Raw genomic sequence first — 18,686 nt, forward strand, 5'->3', positions numbered from 1 at the left:
TTAATACTTGATGACTATTTTTCGTCTGACGAGTTTTTGTTTGCTAAGTTTAACAAACTAGCCAATGCGCCTTTTTGAGTGTCGTCGGCATTATTTAATGTTGATAATAACTTAGACATATTGAAATTTTTCATGGTTTCACTCGTTTGTGCAGCACCAGCGAGCACCCCACCTAAATCGTCCATAATATTACGGTCGCCATTTAAGTGATCTTTAAACAAGGTTTTTACTGTTTCACTTTCATTAACTAAGCCATCGATAGACTTACCAACCGTGATAGAGTTCATAAACTGACGCAAGAACTCGCCATCGCCGCCCATAATATTAATATTGGCTTCACTTAATGCCGTTGCTAATACACCCGCTTGCTTCTCAGCTAACGCAACACTATTTTCTAGTTTCGCTAAGGTTAATTCACGCTCTTGATTTAAACGTAAACCAAAGGTTTCAAACTCTCTGGCTTGTTCAGACATAGCGTTAAGTACATCTTGTTTTTCACGTAAACCCGTCGCTTCTGCTAAGGCTTTTTCTTGTATACCTTTAGCTTCAGCGGTCAATTTAAGTTCGAGTGTTTTAGCTTCAGCCTCGCCTTGTCTTTCGTGTGCATCAGCTTGCGCCAAGGTGATTTGAGCCTCAGCAAGCCCTTGCGATGCAGCTTCTGCTTGATTACCCTCAGCCAATATCTTCTTCGACTCTGCCTGTTTACTCGCCGCTTTCAATTCAGCATCGGCAATGGTTTGCATTTTTCTTGCGATATGCTCAGCCGCTTGTTCTTGCGCTTTAGCTGATTCAATATCTTTAACCAATGCTTGCTCAGCCTCACCTTTGGCTTTGATAACCAATTCATCTTTTTGGCGGTTCGCTTCTGAAACCACACGTAAATCTTTAATAAGCTCTTCTTCTTCAGCGACGCCTTTTTCAACCATGATGCGTTCACGCTGCACTTCAGCAATATTTTTACGCTCTATTTCTAGGGCTTTTTCTTTATCGATTCGTAGTGTTTCAACTTCTTTTTCACGATCTATTTCTTCGACTTGACGGGCACGTTTCACTTTTTCTTCTTCGATAGCCACGGCTCTAAAACGATTTTGTTGCGCGATATCAGCTTCACGCTGCTTATTTTCTTCAGCTACAGCGACTGTCTGTTCAGTCGCTATTCTTGCCTGTTCAGACTTACAAAACTCTTCTTGCACAATTTTAGCTGTTTCCGCTTCTTCTCGAGCTTCTACAGTAGAAATTTCTCGCGTCTGTTTAGCTTGGGCATCGGCTAATTGGCGATCAAGTTCTAAACCTTTTTCTTTAGCATCAATATCTTGTCGTTTAATGCGTATTTCTTCTTGGCGTTTCAAGTCATTGGTTTCAACACTTTGTTGGGCGGTTAACTCGGTAATGCGCCTAATACCTTCAGCATCCATAATATTATTAGGATCTAAATCGTTAATCGATGTTTGTTCAAGAAAATCAATCGCGACATCTTCAAGTACGTAACCTGATAAATCTTGGCCAATAACTTCTTTAATCTTGTCACGAAAAATATCTCGTTGAGTAAAAAGATCAGTAAAGTTTAATTGTTTACCAACAGTTTTAAGTGCTTCAGAAAACTTCGCTTCAAAAAGTTCTTGTAGGGTTTCAGGGAAAGAAGAGCGCTCACAACCAACTTGTTTTGCCACACGTAGAATATCTTCTTTGGTTTCATTAACCCGGATATAAAAGGTAATAGTAATATCAGCACGAATGTTATCTTGGCAAATAAGCCCAGATTGCCCTTTTCGTTCTAACATCATTCGCTTAGTAGAAATATCCATAATTTCTTTTTTATGGATAATAGGAATAACCATACCGCCATTAGTACTTATTTCTGGTTCAGCGCCGAGCTTATTAATGATTAATGCCTGGCCCTGCTCTACTTTATGATAAAATTTAGCCATCATAATTAATAGTGAAAAGACTAAAAGTACGCCAATGCCAATCGCTAGATAAAGTGGTTCCATTACCATGTTTTTTTTCCTTTTATGTAAATGCAATGGTCACAACTGCTTGACCAAGTCTCTTATAATGTGATTATGATTTATTCGTCATACGGCGCGACAATATAGATATGCTTTTCTTTTAAATATTCTATCAGTAGCACATTGTCACCCTTTTTTAAGCGGTGTTCTGGGTCACAGCGTACATCAAGTAAAATTTCTGCGCCCTTATTATATATTCGTACTTGACCAAAGGTTTCACTAACCGTTTGCGTTGCAATCGTCGCACTTTTACCGACCAGCTGAATACTCTTAGAGGTTTCAACACTTTTAAACATTCCTTTTAAGGGGCGAATAACAATTGCAGTTAATGGCAGGGAAATTAGAAAGACAATAAAGCTACTAACAACGCCAAACAGATAATATAACCAACCATCAGGTAGCCAAGCTAGAATATATAATTGCAGGTAAAAGCTGATTAGCCAGCAAATAAGGATAATAATGCTAAAAACTAAGGTGAACGGCACCCCCGTTAAACCAAAAGTCAGCATAAAACCGGTCAGGCCGCCAACAGAAGTATCAAGTTCGGTGTCTACCTCTACGTCAAGGTCTGCATCTCCAGCTAATCCTAAATCGACCAGACCTAACATGCCAATAAGCCAATAAACAACCACGACACCTAGCAGTGTCGAATGTATTACGGTGGGAAATTTTGAAGCGACTTCTAGTAGCTGTTCCATTGTTTATCCTTAAAGCACATAGCGAACACCGGCTAATCATTGTGGTATTTATTCTTTATATGTACCATACACCCGTGACATAATATGTCAATAAATACAGTTTTATAAAATTCAAATAAAACAAATTAGCATATTGTTTACATAAAATCATAAAAATAAAAGCCTACAGTATCCTGATTTTATTCATTTTACTCGTGACTTATATCAATCAATGATTATATGATGGTTTACGTAAATTTTACAAAGATAACATTTAACAGGGACATAATAATGAAATGTACTAGTTGTAAGCAGGGTGAGTTAACCCCTAGTTTTATCGAAGGGCTTTTTAGAGCACATACTTGTTCGAATTGTGGTGGGCATTGGATCTTAATTGAAGATTATGTCGCTTGGAAAGAACGTAATCCACAGTTTTCTTTTGATAACAATATTCAATGTGAAGTTGTTGAAACGAAACAAGCCATGTTATGCCCAGTAACAGGCACTATTATGCGTAAATTTCGACTATCTGCCTCAACAAATCACCGTATTGACTACAGTGTCAATGTCGGTGGTGTTTGGTTAGATAAAGGTGAATGGGAATTACTCAAAAAAGAAAATTTAGCGGGCTCCTTAAATACGGTACTAACCGCACATTGGCAACGCAACATTCGTATTAATAGTACGAAAGAAAACTTTGCAGAAATATACCAAGATAAATTTGGTGAAGAAAATTATGCGAAAGTTAAAGCCCTCAGAGAGTGGCTATATCAGCAACCAAACAAAGCCGATTTAAGAGCTTATCTTCTTGCTGAAGAGCCCTACTCAGCTGAGAAATAACAAAGATAATAAGGAATACCCATGAAAGGAGCAGGTGGAACTTCGGGTGGCTTAAGTCACTTTTTTATTGGCATCATTATGATGTGTAGTGGTTTTTATATGCTACTAAATTCGATCACAGTAACATCTACTTTTGGCATGGGCGTTCGCCTGTATGCTTTTTCAACTATGGGTGGCAACTATAATGTAACTAGTGGCATGATAATGATCCCTTTCATATTTGGTGTTGGGCTTATTTTTTATAACAGTAAAAATATTTTAGGTTGGGTGTTAGCTATTGGCTCGATATCAGGATTAATCTTTGGGGTCATATCTTCAATAAGGTTTACCTTTAAGACCATGAGTTCTTTTGATTTAATCGTAATACTTATATTAGCCATCGGTGGGCTAGGTTTATTTTTACGTTCTTTAAAAACCTTAGATAATGCCTTACCTGATGAATAGACAGCAGTACTGTAATATCACGTGAGCAATATTGGTTTAGGTTGCTCAAACTTTAGCATCGCCGTTTATATTGGCAATAAACCGAGTATGCTTGAATATGAGCAATTATCTTGTCTATCGCCGCTAACCTTGGGCGAAATAGAGATGGTTAATCAAGCTTGCGGCAATGGTTGGCGGAAAGTTTTCAATGTTTATGCGAAGTTGCTTTACGCACTCGATAAAGAAAAATTCGCTTACTCAACGCTTGCGCCAACTTGGCAAAAATATCGAGAGCGATTTTTGCTGCAGCAAGGCTCTCAAACGGCTTTATTATTTTCTCCGCCTCAGTTATCAACCACTAAGCAAACTCTGCATATTATTTGTGGAAAAACTTACGCCAAACATTTGTTAGCGACAAATCAACTAAACGCCAGTTTCACTTGGCTAGATGAGCAATTTGCTATTGATAAAGCTAAAAATTTAATTGTCTGTCCCTATTTTGATTATCGGCAATTGTCGAATGCTAATATTAAAAAATTAGCCTATTTACTCAGCGATATAAATAGCCAGTGAAAGTTTTTCATTCATTTATATGGTGTTAAATTAATGTATACTATAGTAGTTAAAGGAGAAAATAATAAGCCTCATGATTAGGCAACATAACAAACATCACTTTAATATTGGATCACATCATTGCTATATTTTAATAAAAAAACACTTTTATTTATTACTATAATTTTAACCTTATTACCCTATACAACGATCACCAGCACGCTTGATATTTCCTCTGCTCTTTTGCTATCGCTTCCTACTATATTATTACAGGCTACCGCAGTATTCTTTGTTTTTTATAGCTATTTACAGACCAGATCACGTTCATTAAAATTGTTCTGGCAGTTTTTCTCTCTCGCTATTATCGTTGATTTTATTTCGGGTGTTATCTTTGCCGGTGACTACATAAACACCCCCCCGATCCTGCAAGATTTCTTCTCTTTGTTCAGTTACTTTTTTATCTTACTGGCTATAGAAACCAACCCGCATCTCAGCGAAACGCCACTCAACAAATACATTGCGGGTCGAGTGCCAGCACTATTTTTTACAGTCACTTGTTTTTGTTATTTCGTATTACTGCCAGAAGAGTTTTCAAAAGCGTTAGATCACAGGTTATTACCGTCATTATTATTTCATATCACTATTTCTGGCCTCATTTTTATCAGGCTAATGAGCTGTGTTATTTTTTGTCGTGAAAAGTTTTGGCACGCTATTTATTGGCCACTCGCCATTGCCTCATTAGCTTTGTTCGCTGATAACACTAATAGTTATTTTCTTCTTCAAGAGCAAGCCCTCTATAAAGACAATTATACGAACAACTTAATAGCGTTAATCCCTTACTGTGGTCTTATTTTTGCCGCAAGTGCATCATTAAACAATCAAAGACCGACTAAACCTATTTCAAAAGATACCTTTCCCGAATTTTACATTTTATTGCTGGTGAGTATTATTTTTAGCATTCATATCGTTGGTTTAGAAATTGGGGCGTACTACATTACAAATTCTTTCTGGCAGTCTTTTGTTATTGGTATTTGGGGCGTTATTGCTTTTATTTTAGTCATTCTTATTGCTTACAATAAAAGAAAAAACACGCTTGAATTCAAGGAAAACGCTTTCACTCAACAACAAGAACAAAAAGCCTTAATACAGACAAACCATAAATTACTCAGCTCAATTCTTAATAGTGAAGACAAAGCTATTGTCCGAGCCTCTAATAATGCTATTTTGACTACATCAACGGGCGGCGAAATATTATCGTCAAACCCTGCCGCGGTTCAATTGTTCCAAAGTTTAGAACATGAATTGAAAGGCAAGAATGTTAGTGCACTTTTTTCTGCAGAAGATACTATGCATTACTTTTTTGGCTTCAAAAGTAATGTATACGCCTTACAACGTAAAGATATTGGTATTTCAGTAGAGTGTGCAGCTCGACGTGCCGATGGTACTGAATTCCCAGTTCAGGTTGAATTGCAGTGGGCAGACCGCGAAGAACAACCCCTTATTGTTATTACCTTTATTAATTTAACTTCACGAAAGTTAGCTGAAAAGCAGATGTTAGATTTAAAAGATAAGTTTATTGCGAACATTTCCCATGAGTTTAGGACACCATTGACAATTATTAATGGCATTTTAGACCAATATCTACTCAAAGCTCACAGTAAAGAAGAGGGGCTGGAACTTACTACCGCCAAGCGTAATGGTTTGCGTTTAGTTCGTATGGTTGAACAACTATTAGAACTTTCACGCCTTACTGACAACCCTAAGCTTTCATTGTCTACTTATCGATTAAGCCAGTTAATGGCTATGCCAATTGATTCATTTTCACGCTTAGCTAAACAAAATGATTTACGCTTTGATACTGATATATCTGATGATCTTTGGCTAGAATGTGACGCTCAGGGTTTTGAAAAAATCATCTTCAACTTACTTGCTAATGCGATTAAATATACCCCTGCTGGCGGTAGCATCAAGATCAGTGCTTATGTTGATCAAGATAATGTTATTTTAGAGATTACAGATACCGGCATAGGTATTAATCAAGCATCACAAAGTAAAATCTTTGAACGCTTTCAAAGAGCTGATGATGAAAAAAACCATGCTGTTTTTGGTGTAGGTATTGGTTTATCTTTAGTTAATGAATTGGTAAAAGCGCATAACTGGCGTATCAATTTAGTCAGTGAATACAATAAAGGCAGTAAGTTTTCTCTATCTATCCCTTTAGCTACCGCTGTCGAAATAGAAACTCAAGTGCCAATGAGTGTATCTCAAAGTGAGGTATCATCATTGCTGTTAGAACAAAATAATAATAAAACTAAAACAAAAAATCATTTACATAATGTCGTGTTAGTTATTGAAGATAATCTCGATATGCAAAATCACATAAAACGTGTGGTTGAACAGCAACATCATTGTTTATTAGCAATGAGCGGCGAACAAGGACTGCTTATTGCCGAGGAATATATACCAGACCTTATCGTATGCGATATAATGCTAACGGGCATTGATGGCTTCGAAGTACTTAAACAATTAAAAGAAAATGAACTTACTTCTCATATTCCCGTTATTTTGCTTACCGCCCGTTCAGACTTAGATAGTCGCCTTCACGGCCTAAATTTACAAGCAGATGAGTATTTAAGTAAACCTTTCAACCAGCAGGAATTATTAATACGTATTGAAAATTTGATTGAAAATCGTAAATTACTCCAGCAGAACTATTTACATAAATTTCGTGACCATCAAAAAGAACAACAAAAAGAAAGTAGCGTAAAAAAAGTGTCGCAGTTAACTCCAAGCGAAAGTGCTATCTTATCCGTTGATGAAAAGTTTATAGAAAAGCTAGAAACCATTGTTGCTAAGATGTACTTGGAAACTGATTTAGGTATTCAAGATCTAGCCAGTAATATGGCGATGAGTGAACGCCAACTGCAGCGAAAAATGAAAGTAACACTGGGCACAACACCTAATAACTTCATTAAAGAGTTCCGTCTAGCAAAAGCACAGATATTGCTACAAAATGGTTCTAAAATTGGCAGAATAGCCTTAGATGTTGGTTTTTCTTCACAAACATATTTTGGTCGATGCTTTAAAGAGTCGTTTAACTGCACCCCAAAACAATATCAACAACAATTTATTAAAAGCTAACCAAAAAGCTACTCAGGCTAACCTTGCTTAACTTGGATGTTATGCTTAAGTGTCGCTAGATCAGCGCCTTGAATCACTGCTAAGTAGCTAAAGGGTTGTATCTTAGGTTCACATAAGCCAAGCCAAGCAATCGCTGGCTCTTCGCTTGTTAATGTTAAGCCAAGTTCAATCATCACGCTGACTTGATCCCACGATATTTCCATAGCTTGCTCTCTATTAAATGGATAAAAAGAATAAGCAATATTCATGGAAATTTTATCGTCGAATTGTTTTTCAAATTTACTTGCTAACCGCGCTGCTAACTCACCAGCATTGTTGTCTTTTTCATAACCAATAACAGCAAAGGTATCATCGGACCAACGAACAACTAGGTCATCGGTATTTCTGCTAAAGAGTAATAAATCAGTAATGTTAATCAGTTGGCTATTGCTAACATTATTCAGCTCATTGACCTGAACCATTAAGACGTATAAACGGGGTAAGGTGCCTCGATGTACTGGTAGAATATTCTGATGAATTTGATTCATCAACTGGCTAGTTTGCTCAATATAAATATCAAGATAGCGGCGACTTCGTACACCAGTGACCTTATCTACCGTTGCCGACTTTTCAAGTAGTATATTAGCATGTTCAAGTTCGCTATTTTGCGATTGTAATTTTTGCGTTTTCTCTTTGACCTGCTCTTTAAGGTAAGATTTTTGTTGTTGTTCAATCAATAGTTTGCGATTCAAAAAGCGCGAGTAGACTAATAACGTTGTCGCAATGGCTATTGCATATAACAAGTAAGCCCACCAAGTATTCCAAGGTGCTGGTTTAACTAAAATATCAAGTGATATCCCAGGTTTACTCCATACGTTGTCGTTATTTCCAGCAATAATTTGCAGTGTATAACTGCCTGCAGGTAAATTGGTATAAGTGGCTCGACGTGACTTCCCTGCAGCTATCCACTCCTCATCAAAGCCTAACAAGCGATACTTATAAAGGGTTGACTCGGGGTTTGCATAGTTTAAACCGACATATTCAAAGGAAATTAGCTGATCACTGTAATCAAATTCCAATTGGCTTAAGTTAGATAAATTACTGCCGAGAGGCATAGGTTCATTCAGCTTTAATATACTGGTTAATCGTACTTCTGGAACGGACAAGCTAGTATTAATTTTTTCTGGGTTAATAGTGCTCATGCCTTTGCCTGAACCAAAATACAATGTATTGTTTGCCCCTAAAAAAACAGCACTGTGATTATATTCAAGGTCTATTAAGCCATGAGTCAGGTCAAAGTGCTTAAACTCCGAATTATCTGGAGAGTATCGAGAAATGCCCTCACTTGTACTTAACCAGATATCTTCATGAATATCCTCAACTATTCCATAAACAGTAAGGCTTTTCATCCCATCTTTTGAACCTAAATGATTAAATGAGAAGTTCTCATTTTTCATGTCTTCGTAACTCAAAATATCGAGGCCTGTTCCCTGAGTTCCCACCCAAAGATTTTTATACTTGTCTAATAACATAAACAGAGTAATATCGTTTGAAAGACTTTTTGATACATGTTTGTCGTGCATAATATGAATGAAGGTTTCAGATTTAGGATCAAAACGATTTAAACCACCTCCATAGGTAGCAATCCATAAATACCCATTATGATCCTCTAAAATATGCAAAATATGGTTACTACTAATACTTTGCTTAGATGCACTGTCGTTTTTCGTAAACCGAGTAAAACCACCATCAGCATTTAACTTATTCAGCCCTTGTTGAAAAGTAGATACCCATATATTACCCTGCTGATCTTTAATAATATCGGTAATACTATTAGCGGAGATGGAACGAAAATCATTCACTTCATGTTGATATTTAATAATATTTTTTGACTTTAAATCGATTTTGAATAAACCAGATCCACGCGTGCCCACCCAAAGAGTATCACTGTCAGGGTCAGCTAATAAGGTCATAATCCTCAGGTCAGAAAAGTATTCATTTAAATCTAGCCTAGAAATTTCAATATTATTCACTGAGAATTGGTAGATTCCCCCACTATATGTACTAAAAAGAACCATACCGTTTTTAAACTGCGCAAAACTAGTTACGTTACTATTAATTATATTCTCGTTAGTCTGCGCACTATGTTGACTGAATGTCGCCATACGAGGATCCCAGCTATTGACGCCTGTTAGAGTACCTATCCAAATCATATTATTTTTGTCTTCAAACACTGATAATATAAAGTTACTGCTTAAGCTTCGCTGATTATTTCCTTCATGTGTATACCGTTTGAAATCATTTGTTAATTCGTTGTAAATCAACAGGCCTTTATCGGTTGCTATCCATAACTGATGATGGGAATCCTGATAAATCGTTTTAATTGTATTACTAGCGATAGTCGAAACGTCATTTTCATCATAAACATAATGAGTATATTGCCCGTTTTTCGTATCATATTTTATTAAGCCATTCTCAGCGGTTCCAATCCAAACATTTCCTAACGCATCTTGATGTAAGGAATTAACAAATTTACTAATATAAACACTTGTTCCTTTATCGCCAATCTTTACCGTTTGAATAAAATCGCCTTGTAAATTAAAGACAGATATACCGCCGCCATTCGTCGCTACCCAAACTTTATTATCTTTGGTTTCAATGATTTCGTGCACTGTATTGTGAGTTAAACTATTCGGATTACCGAGCTCTTGGAGTATGTGCTTTACTTCCCATTTCCCTTGGTGTTTCGACAAAATATTAATGCCACTTTCAGTGCCTATCCATAGCTTTCCTTCAGAATCTTCAAATAAGGTATTAATCACGTCATTGCTTAATGCAATATCTTTGGTTTCAGTCGTAATATGAAAAAAATCTTCAGACTGTTCTCGATATAAATTGAGTCCGCCGCCTGTGGTTCCAATCCAAAACTGTTGTTTTGAATCGATAAAAATTCGACTGATAGCGTCTGAGCTCAACGAATTAGCCCTATCATCATTATGATGAAAACTTAAAAATTGATAACCATCAAACCGATGCAATCCTTCATGGGATCCAAACCACATAAAACCATTATCATCTTGCGCAATAGTTCTAACAAACTGGTAGGACATCGGATTGTCGACACCAAAATTTTTAAATAATTTGACTTCTTTGGCAAAAATAGAAGAGCTAACGAAGAAAATGAAGAAAATGAAGAAGAAGATTAAGTAGTTTTTCATAAAGTTATTCACTTTAGGGGAGCTAGGCATTGCACTATAAAGTTAATAATAGAACAAAAGAACAAGCCACTGAATGATTACAGTGGCTGCTGTCAAAGAGCTATTGTTGTTCTACCCACTGATTTACACCGATGGTGGCGTGGTCAATTCCATCCAGGTTTACTTTCCAAAGCACTGCATCAGTTTCAAAATTGACTTTCCAAAGCACTGCATCTGACTCAAGGTTGACTTTCCAAAGCACAGCATCTGTTTCGAAATCAACTTTCCAAAGTACTGCATCAGTTGATGCTGTATTTTTCCAATATTGATTATCTGAGCCATAATTTACCTTCCACAATACCGCACTACCGTCTACTGTACCTTCATTGAGTTTCCAAACATAATCCTCTCCCAATCCTTCGATATAAAAATTACCGTCTGAGTTTATGTTGGCAGGCCCTGAATAGTGTTCATTACCCGCGATGTCTTGTGCAATATCTAATGCTTGATTCGCACATGCTGAAGCATTACTCGCTAATGCATCCGCCACATTAACCACGCCTGAACCTTGTTGAAACACGCTATAAGCAAGTTCACCGTTATTATCGAATGCGGTATGCGCACTGTCCATTAAGCGACACTTCACTTCGTCAGGAGTTAACGTTGGATCTTGTGTCAACATCAAAGCCACTACACCAGACACTACGCCAGCAGCTTGCGATGTGCCTGACATTTCAAAATATCGTCCGCCGTCATGAAATTCTGGATGTTCCTGAACTATTTGCGTATCAAAAGCCATTAAACCAGATAAATGACCGCCTGGCGCGACAATTTCTGGTTTAACAAATCCTTCGACTGTCGGGCCTGCCGCACTAAAACTAGCTACTTTGTCGTCAGCTGCATAATCAGCAGTGTAATTATCAGTCATTGCACCAACGGTAATTATATAAGGTACATTACCTGGAACGCCAATTGTCATAGGGTCAGGGCCACTGTTGCCGGCAGAAGCAACAACAACAATACCTGCTTGCCATGCTTTCATTACTGCTTGGTTTAACGGGTCTTCCCAATAGAATGAACGAACAGGACCACTGAACGACATGTTCAATACTCTTAAATTAATTTGGTCTTTAACTTGTAGGGCCCAATCAATGCCTCGAATAACATCGGCATAGGTTGCCTTGCCTTCGGCATCAAACGCTTTAATTCCAACTAAGGCAGCATTCGGCGCAACACCATAAACTTTACCGTAAACGTCATAGTCTGCATTGCCAGCAATACTGGCGACATGCGTACCGTGGCCACTTTCTTCATTACTATAATTGCTGATGTTGTTATTAATCGCATCATAAGTGCCCCAGAACTTATCTTTGCCGAATAAATCAGTCGATAAACCTAAACCAGAAGATGTTCCTTGTAACTGATCTAGGCCGGTATCTAAAAAGCCAATAGTTACACCATCACCAAAGTTGTAGGCCGAATGAGCAGCAGAGGCTTCAATCAAATCATTCACAACAGATTTTGGCTGCCACTTTCGCTTCCCCCAGGCTTTACCACCTGAGATTTCTACTTTATAATTTTCAGTAACCTGAATGTCTAACTGTGCATGCAACTGAGCTAACTGTTTAATATTAAGGGACACAGCAACAGCATTGATAATAGCTAATTGATGCGTTGGTTGAACGTTTAGCGTTGCTAATTCTGTTTGCAATAATTGATAGTTATTTGAAGAAATAATGTACGATTGCTTTTGTGCATCTACATTTTTATTAATTGTTGTATGGATCAGCCAAACAGTTACGCTGATAAGACCTAAAAGTGAGAGTGGTTTTATAATGTTTTTTACAGAAATATTCAAAATGTTTATCCCCTTTTCCCGTTACATCTTTTAAAAACGTCAGGGTAATTTAACTTTATGTTTGTAATTTATATTTAAACAATTGTACATTTAAACAATTTTTAATCATCAGTTACAAAATACACATTGACTGTGAACATAAACTAAACAAGACCCAACCTATAATAACTTGTGAGTATATCAATATAACTAAAAGCTATTAATAATTGCTAAAATAAAAATATCCAGCTCAAATAATGAACTGGATATCAACTAGTTAATGAGACTACTTCCTTGTACTAAAACGTATAAATCTAAAAATTAACGGTGGTTTCCGTAGAACAATTACTAGTTCCTTGATCACATACTTTATATGTAAACGAACCAGAAGTTCTAAAGCTGTCGGTATAAGCACCATCATTGGCCGTTGTTATTCTTAAAGAACCATTACGGATAATATCGACACTTGAAGTAACTGCACCTGACCAAGTTACGTCAACTTTATTTTTACCTTTAGCCTTGTATGCTGATGCGTCAGCAATAATATCGCCACCTTCTACTGGAGGAGGGGTAACAACGCCACCACCACAACCATTAGCAGTTAAGTAATCAGTAGCCGCTTTTGCTTTAACGATACCGTGACCAAAGTAGTCATCGTGACCTGCTGTGCCGTTATCTTCAGCTGTTGATTTTAGTGCATCACGAATTTCTGTACCCGTACAGCCGTTATGATTAGACCATACTAAAGCAGCCATACCAGATACTGCTGGTGTTGCCATTGAAGTACCACTCATGAAACCGTAATCGCTAGCTCCAATGTTAATCTCAGCAGAAGAAGCGGCTAATAATGCCAAACGGTCTTCATAAGCTGCGCCAATTGCAGGAATAGTTGTCGCGTTTGCATCACCTAATGTAGCGTATAACATGCCCGCTTCATTGTTAATGATCATTGCACCAACACCACCTGAGTTTTGACAGTTTTGTACTTTGTCGTGGAAAGAAATTACACCACGGTCAATTAGACAGATATTGCCATTTGCGCCTGAATTTGTTGATTCTGCAGTGCCCATGTAAAAAGTATTGCCAGAAGCTGAACCCGCGTTCTCCATAGAAGATGAAGCAAAAGCTACCCCATCAGCACTCATTGAAGCACTGGTCGCCATGCCTGCAGGGTAAGTCGATAATGTATCAACGCCGCCAGCGGTTACTTCAACACAAATAGTCTCGTCTGTTGTTGTTGTTGTTGTGCGATTTTTACCTTTACCTGTTGTCGTTGTCGACGTACAGCTCGGAAATTGCGAGAAATCAGCAATAGCATTATTGTTGTCATTAGCACCAATCATCATTACTGAAGAGTAACCTGCTGGGAATGAACGAACATTGTTACCATCGTTACCTGCAGCCGCTACAACTAAACCACCAGATTCTGTAAATGCTTTAAAGGCGTTTTCTTCAGTGCTGTTTGCACCACCGCCACCCAAACTCATGCTGATAATATTCGCGCCAGCGCCAGAACAAATGTTTGCTGCATAAGCTAAGTCAGAAGAATATCCCCAACCTGCTTCGTTAAATACTTTAACAATGTGCATATCAACGCCAGGTGCCATACCAACAACACCAAAACCGTTGTCTGCAGCACCAATGGTCCCAGCTACGTGAGTCCCGTGCGGGCCACCGTTTTCATCCCAGTTACCTGTGCCTGAATCATTAGTACCTGTAATGTTGTTCCAAATGAAATCTTGGTTAGAGCGATCTAAGCCTGAATCGATGACACATACCTTCATACCTGCGCCAGCATTAAAGTTAACTTGGTCAGCTTGAGATTGAACAACCGCATAAGGGGTAAGTTGAGTTGTCGCAGGGTTGCCTACGGTATCACTATATACAGAAAGTGGCACACGACGTTGATCTTCTTCGATCATTTGAATATGTGGGTTATTTAATAAACCTTTAACTTGGTTTAGGTCCTTACCGGCGAATGAAGCTGCGATAAAACCTTTGCCGTCAACTTTTAATTCGCCGCCTAATTTTTTAGCGAGTGCTTTAACAAGGCCTTTTTTACTGTCGTCTACTTTAATAATATATCGATCATCGGCAGCTTGTGCTGAAAATGCTGCGGTAACGGCTAAGGCAATAATTGATGTCGTAAATTTAGAAGCTTTCATATGTTCCACTCTCTCTTATCTATAGGGACGTTGTTTATATTATTTTTATGATCAACGTTATGTTTTATTTTATTGAGCAGTCCTTACTATCTTGATGATGACTTATTTATCTTTGTTAAATCAGTATCGTGCATCTTGCATAATTCGATAATATCAAGTCAGAAAATATTCCCTAGCAAAATAACGACAGCTTTTCGAACACGCACGACAAAATAAAAATAAAACGTATTATTTCATGCAGATAATGACAAAAACAAAAACAAACCTGTCGCTTTATTATGAAAAAAAGTCTGTGATTTGCTAGTTAAAATAGTGCAAACAAGCCATTATTTTTGCAGTGGGTTTTCACCTATTAAAGCAATACATAATAAAATACGTTGAAGGTAGCCTAGGCAAACGTTCAAATTAAACGTAAAAATAAACGATGGAGTTTATATCAGATGAGAAATAACAAACGCCTTGCACTCAGTGCAGTAGCCTTATCTATTCTAACCGTAACTAGTGCGGCAAGTTATGCGAGCCAAGCTAAAATTAATAAAGTAAATAAAAGCGGAATGGAATCTGCCCAATCAACAACATTAAGTTTTGCTGATTGGCGTGCACAACAAATGCTCGAAAAGCAGGATTTTACTGATCGTTTAATTGTTAAATATAAAAACAAGAAGAACGGAAAAGCAATTCCTCCAGGATTAGCCAAAAAAGCAGGCTTATCGTTAAAGCACGAAAAGATTTTGAAAAATGGTCATCACATTATTTCTTTTGGTAAAGAAAAGAACATTAAAGATGTGAAAACCATGATCAACCGCATGAAAAAAGATTCGTCAATTGAGTTCATTGAACCTGATTACAAACGCTTTTTAATGGCGCAAAATCAACCTTGGGGTATAGCACAAACACAATCAGACCAATTAACTGATAACGACGGCGCAAATATGACCGTGTGTATTATTGATTCTGGTTATGAACAGGCAAACCCTGATTTAAATGCTAACAATGCTTCAGGTACCAATAACTCAGGGACAGGGAATTGGTATCAAAACGGGGGGTCTCACGGCACTCATGTAGCCGGTACTATTGCTGGTGTTAATAACAGTGAAGGTGTTGTTGGTATTATGCCAAACACCAATGTAAATCTTCATATTGTTAAAGTATTTAATGAAGCTGGCTGGGGTTATGTTGGCGAGTTAAGTGATGCAGTTGATACTTGTGTAAATAATGGCGCAAAAGTTATTAACATGAGTTTAGGTGGTGCAGGTTCAAGTGTTACTGAGAAAAACGCATTACAATCTGCTGCGGATTCTGGCGTATTATTAGTTGCCGCTTCAGGTAACGATGGCAATACCACATTATCTTACCCTGCTTCTTATAATGCTGTTATGGCTGTTGGCGCACTTGATAGCAACAATCAACATGCTGAGTTTTCTCAATACACTAGCCAAGTTGAAATATCTGCGCCAGGTGAAGCTGTTTTATCAACCGTTGCTGGCGATGGTCGCTTAGGCTTTATTAACTTAGGTTCAACAACTTATGCTAATGATATTGTGCCACAAACTCATTACATTGAAAGTGGTGGTAGCTTCATCGTAAGTAATGTTGATAGCAGTGCAAACGGTGTATTAGCAAGTTGTACACTTTCAGGCAGTAGCTATAGCTGTAGTAATGTTGCTGGCAATATTTGTTTAGCAGAACGTAATGGCAACCAAAAAGGCAGTAATTACCCCGAAATAAACCCAGCTAAAGCTTGTGCTGATGCAGGTGCCTCTGGCGTTATTGTTTATAGTGACAGTACTCGTCCTGGCTTACAAAATCCATTCTTAGTTGATTCTACTAACGCTGTTTCAGTGCCTAGTGTTTCGGTTAGTCGTGCTCTAGGTCAACAGTTATTAACGCAGTTAGGTAGTGCAGCCACGTTAACGGTTAACGGCTCGCAAAACTATGCTTATTATAATGGTACTTCAATGGCAACACCTCATGTTGCCGGTGTTGCCGCAATAGTTTGGAGTAACAACATTGATTGTAACGCTGATGAAGTACGAAGCGCTTTAAAATCAACGGCTATTGATCTTGATGTTGCGGGTCGCGATGACAAGACAGGTTTTGGCTTAGTACAAGCTAAAGCAGCGTCTGATGCATTAGCCGCAACTTGTGGTGGAAGTGTAACACCACCACCGCCACCAACTGGTGATGATGTATTAAGTAATGGCACGACCAAAACTGGCTTAGCTTCAAGTGCTGAACTTAGCTTTACGATGGAAGTTCCAGCGGGTGCAACAGACCTAAACTTTACGATGGCTGGTGGAACTGGTGATGCTGATTTATACGTTAAATTTGGCTCGGCACCCACAAGTTCTAGCTATGATTGTCGTCCTTATGCAGGTGGTAACTCAGAAAGTTGTCCTATTAGTACAGCACAAGCGGGCACTTATTATGTGAAAATTGTTGCCTACTCAGCCTTCACTGATGTTAACTTAACCGGTAGCTTTACCGAACCAGCAACAGGTGGTGGAGCCACAGGTGGCAGTGCATCTTTAACGGATATTAGTGTCGCTCGTCAAGCATGGACTTATTACACCATTGACGTACCAGCTGGCATGGCAACAGTAGACTTCACGATGAGTGGTGGTTCTGGTGATGCTGATTTATATATTCGACGTGGCGCACAGCCAACGTCATCAACTTATGATTGTCGCCCTTACAAAGGTGGCAATAATGAAGCCTGTTCATTTACCAGCCCTGTAGCAGACACTTGGCATATCGGTATTTACGGCTATTCAGCTGCTAGTGGTGTAAGCTTGGATGTTGTTTATAATCCTTAGAACCTCATAAATTAGCGATTATATTAATGGTAAAAATTAAAGGGGGGGCATTATTATAATGCTCACCCCTTTTTATTTACAACAACAACCCAGTATAAAGTTGGTATATAACTCATAAACAACCAGCAATAATGAAGATGAAATTAATCGTTGGGTTTAATGGGTTCAACGGTTCAACGGTTCAACGGTTCAACGGTTCAACGGTTCAACGGTTCAACAATATATTAGTCAAACTAAAATTTATACTTACAGATAATATTGTTGTATAAATTCAATATACTCTTGCTCATCAATGATTTTAAAACCACTTTGTTCAAAGTCTAGACATTAATTTTTATTTGGAAAGGTAAAATAGCTAGCACTCTTTTCTTGTGGCTGAGAACAAAGTAACTCGTCATTTTCAAGTGTTTCAATAGCCGCTAATATATCGGTTGCACCTTGCTTATAAAGCTCAAGCACATGCCATAAATAAGCTTTCTCTCTATTAACTCGTGCGTTAGAAGTCTTGATTATTTGTCCTGCATCTATCGAACCATCGTCAATGGTGTGCAGTGTAGTACCTATTTTATTGTCGTTATTTTTCATTGCCCAAAACGTCGCCATCACGCCTTTATACTTAGGTAATATGCCAGAATGCAGATTAATAATGCCTTTGGTAGGAATATTAATAACCTTTTCTTTTAGAATGCCACCAAAGCGTATCGAAACAATAAGTGCGGGCGCCAACTCGTTCAAACCATTAATCATCTCAGGCGAATTAATTTGCTTGACATCTCGAATCGCTGAATTTAAAAAGACGCTAAAGCCATCAAAAGTTTTATAGGTATTGTTAGTACTTTTAATCTTAGGAATTAGCGGACTTAGCAGTTGGTTAAACAAGTCTTGCTCGAAAAACTTTAGCGTCTTTAATGGCGTTGGTATCACATTGCTTTTGCCTACTTTAGCTGATAACCACAGATGAACCTCATGGTGTTTACAGGCCTCTGGTAGCAGTTTATTCAGTGCAAAATTACTCGCTAAATCTTTATTAGCCAAAAATAAAATTTTCAT

Annotated in this window: 11 protein-coding genes; 5 read left to right on the plus strand and 6 right to left on the minus strand. The window is 37.9% G+C overall.

Annotated elements, in window-relative coordinates; genetic code table 11:
- Positions 1 to 14: 14 nt before the first annotated feature.
- Both H4J73_RS12075 and H4J73_RS12080 read right to left on the minus strand, forming a co-directional pair.
- Positions 15 to 1,997, minus strand: a complete 1,983-nt coding sequence (locus H4J73_RS12075) for a flotillin family protein (RefSeq protein ID WP_220460676.1) — start codon at positions 1,995 to 1,997, stop codon at positions 15 to 17.
- A gap of 71 nt (positions 1,998 to 2,068) precedes the next feature.
- Positions 2,069 to 2,707, minus strand: coding sequence for an OB-fold-containig protein (locus tag H4J73_RS12080; RefSeq protein WP_182182250.1), 639 nt, complete (start codon positions 2,705 to 2,707; stop codon positions 2,069 to 2,071).
- Between the two features lie 270 nt (positions 2,708 to 2,977).
- On the opposite strand from H4J73_RS12080, the gene H4J73_RS12085 reads away from it, so the two are divergent.
- The 4 genes from H4J73_RS12085 to H4J73_RS12100 all read left to right on the plus strand — a co-directional run bounded on the left by H4J73_RS12085 (position 2,978) and on the right by H4J73_RS12100 (position 7,642).
- Positions 2,978 to 3,526, plus strand: a complete 549-nt coding sequence (locus H4J73_RS12085; RefSeq protein WP_182182251.1) for a zf-TFIIB domain-containing protein — start codon at positions 2,978 to 2,980, stop codon at positions 3,524 to 3,526.
- Positions 3,527 to 3,547: 21 nt separating this feature from the next.
- Positions 3,548 to 3,970 (plus strand): hypothetical protein, encoded by a 423-nt coding sequence (locus H4J73_RS12090; RefSeq protein WP_182182252.1) that lies wholly within the window; start codon positions 3,548 to 3,550, stop codon positions 3,968 to 3,970.
- Between the two features lie 21 nt (positions 3,971 to 3,991).
- Entirely contained in the window at positions 3,992 to 4,522 is a 531-nt protein-coding gene (locus H4J73_RS12095) for a DUF6942 family protein (RefSeq protein WP_182182253.1), read from the plus strand.
- Positions 4,523 to 4,642: 120 nt separating this feature from the next.
- Entirely contained in the window at positions 4,643 to 7,642 is a 3,000-nt protein-coding gene (locus H4J73_RS12100; protein WP_220460677.1) for an ATP-binding protein, read from the plus strand.
- 17 nt (positions 7,643 to 7,659) lie between these two features.
- Here H4J73_RS12100 and H4J73_RS12105 read toward each other — a convergent pair whose 3' ends face one another.
- From H4J73_RS12105 to H4J73_RS12115, 3 genes are all read right to left on the minus strand, one after another.
- Positions 7,660 to 10,839 carry a two-component regulator propeller domain-containing protein gene (locus tag H4J73_RS12105; RefSeq protein ID WP_182182254.1) on the minus strand — a complete coding sequence of 1,060 codons (3,180 nt, stop codon included), beginning with the start codon at positions 10,837 to 10,839 and terminating at the stop codon, positions 7,660 to 7,662.
- Positions 10,840 to 10,939: 100 nt separating this feature from the next.
- Positions 10,940 to 12,676, minus strand: a complete 1,737-nt coding sequence (locus tag H4J73_RS12110; RefSeq protein ID WP_220460678.1) for a S8 family peptidase — start codon at positions 12,674 to 12,676, stop codon at positions 10,940 to 10,942.
- A gap of 293 nt (positions 12,677 to 12,969) precedes the next feature.
- Entirely contained in the window at positions 12,970 to 14,820 is a 1,851-nt protein-coding gene (locus H4J73_RS12115) for a S8 family serine peptidase (protein WP_182182255.1), read from the minus strand.
- Between the two features lie 440 nt (positions 14,821 to 15,260).
- Here H4J73_RS12115 and H4J73_RS12120 point away from each other — a divergent pair, with 440 nt between their 5' ends.
- Positions 15,261 to 17,636, plus strand: a complete 2,376-nt coding sequence (locus H4J73_RS12120) for a S8 family serine peptidase (protein ID WP_182223745.1) — start codon at positions 15,261 to 15,263, stop codon at positions 17,634 to 17,636.
- A gap of 327 nt (positions 17,637 to 17,963) precedes the next feature.
- On the opposite strand, the gene H4J73_RS12125 is transcribed toward H4J73_RS12120, so the two are convergent.
- A complete protein-coding gene (locus tag H4J73_RS12125) occupies positions 17,964 to 18,686 on the minus strand; it encodes a formyl transferase (protein WP_182223746.1) in 723 nt (240 codons plus the stop codon).

The organism is Colwellia sp. MB3u-41 (assembly GCF_014076845.1).
Lineage (GTDB): Bacteria > Pseudomonadota > Gammaproteobacteria > Enterobacterales > Alteromonadaceae > Colwellia_A.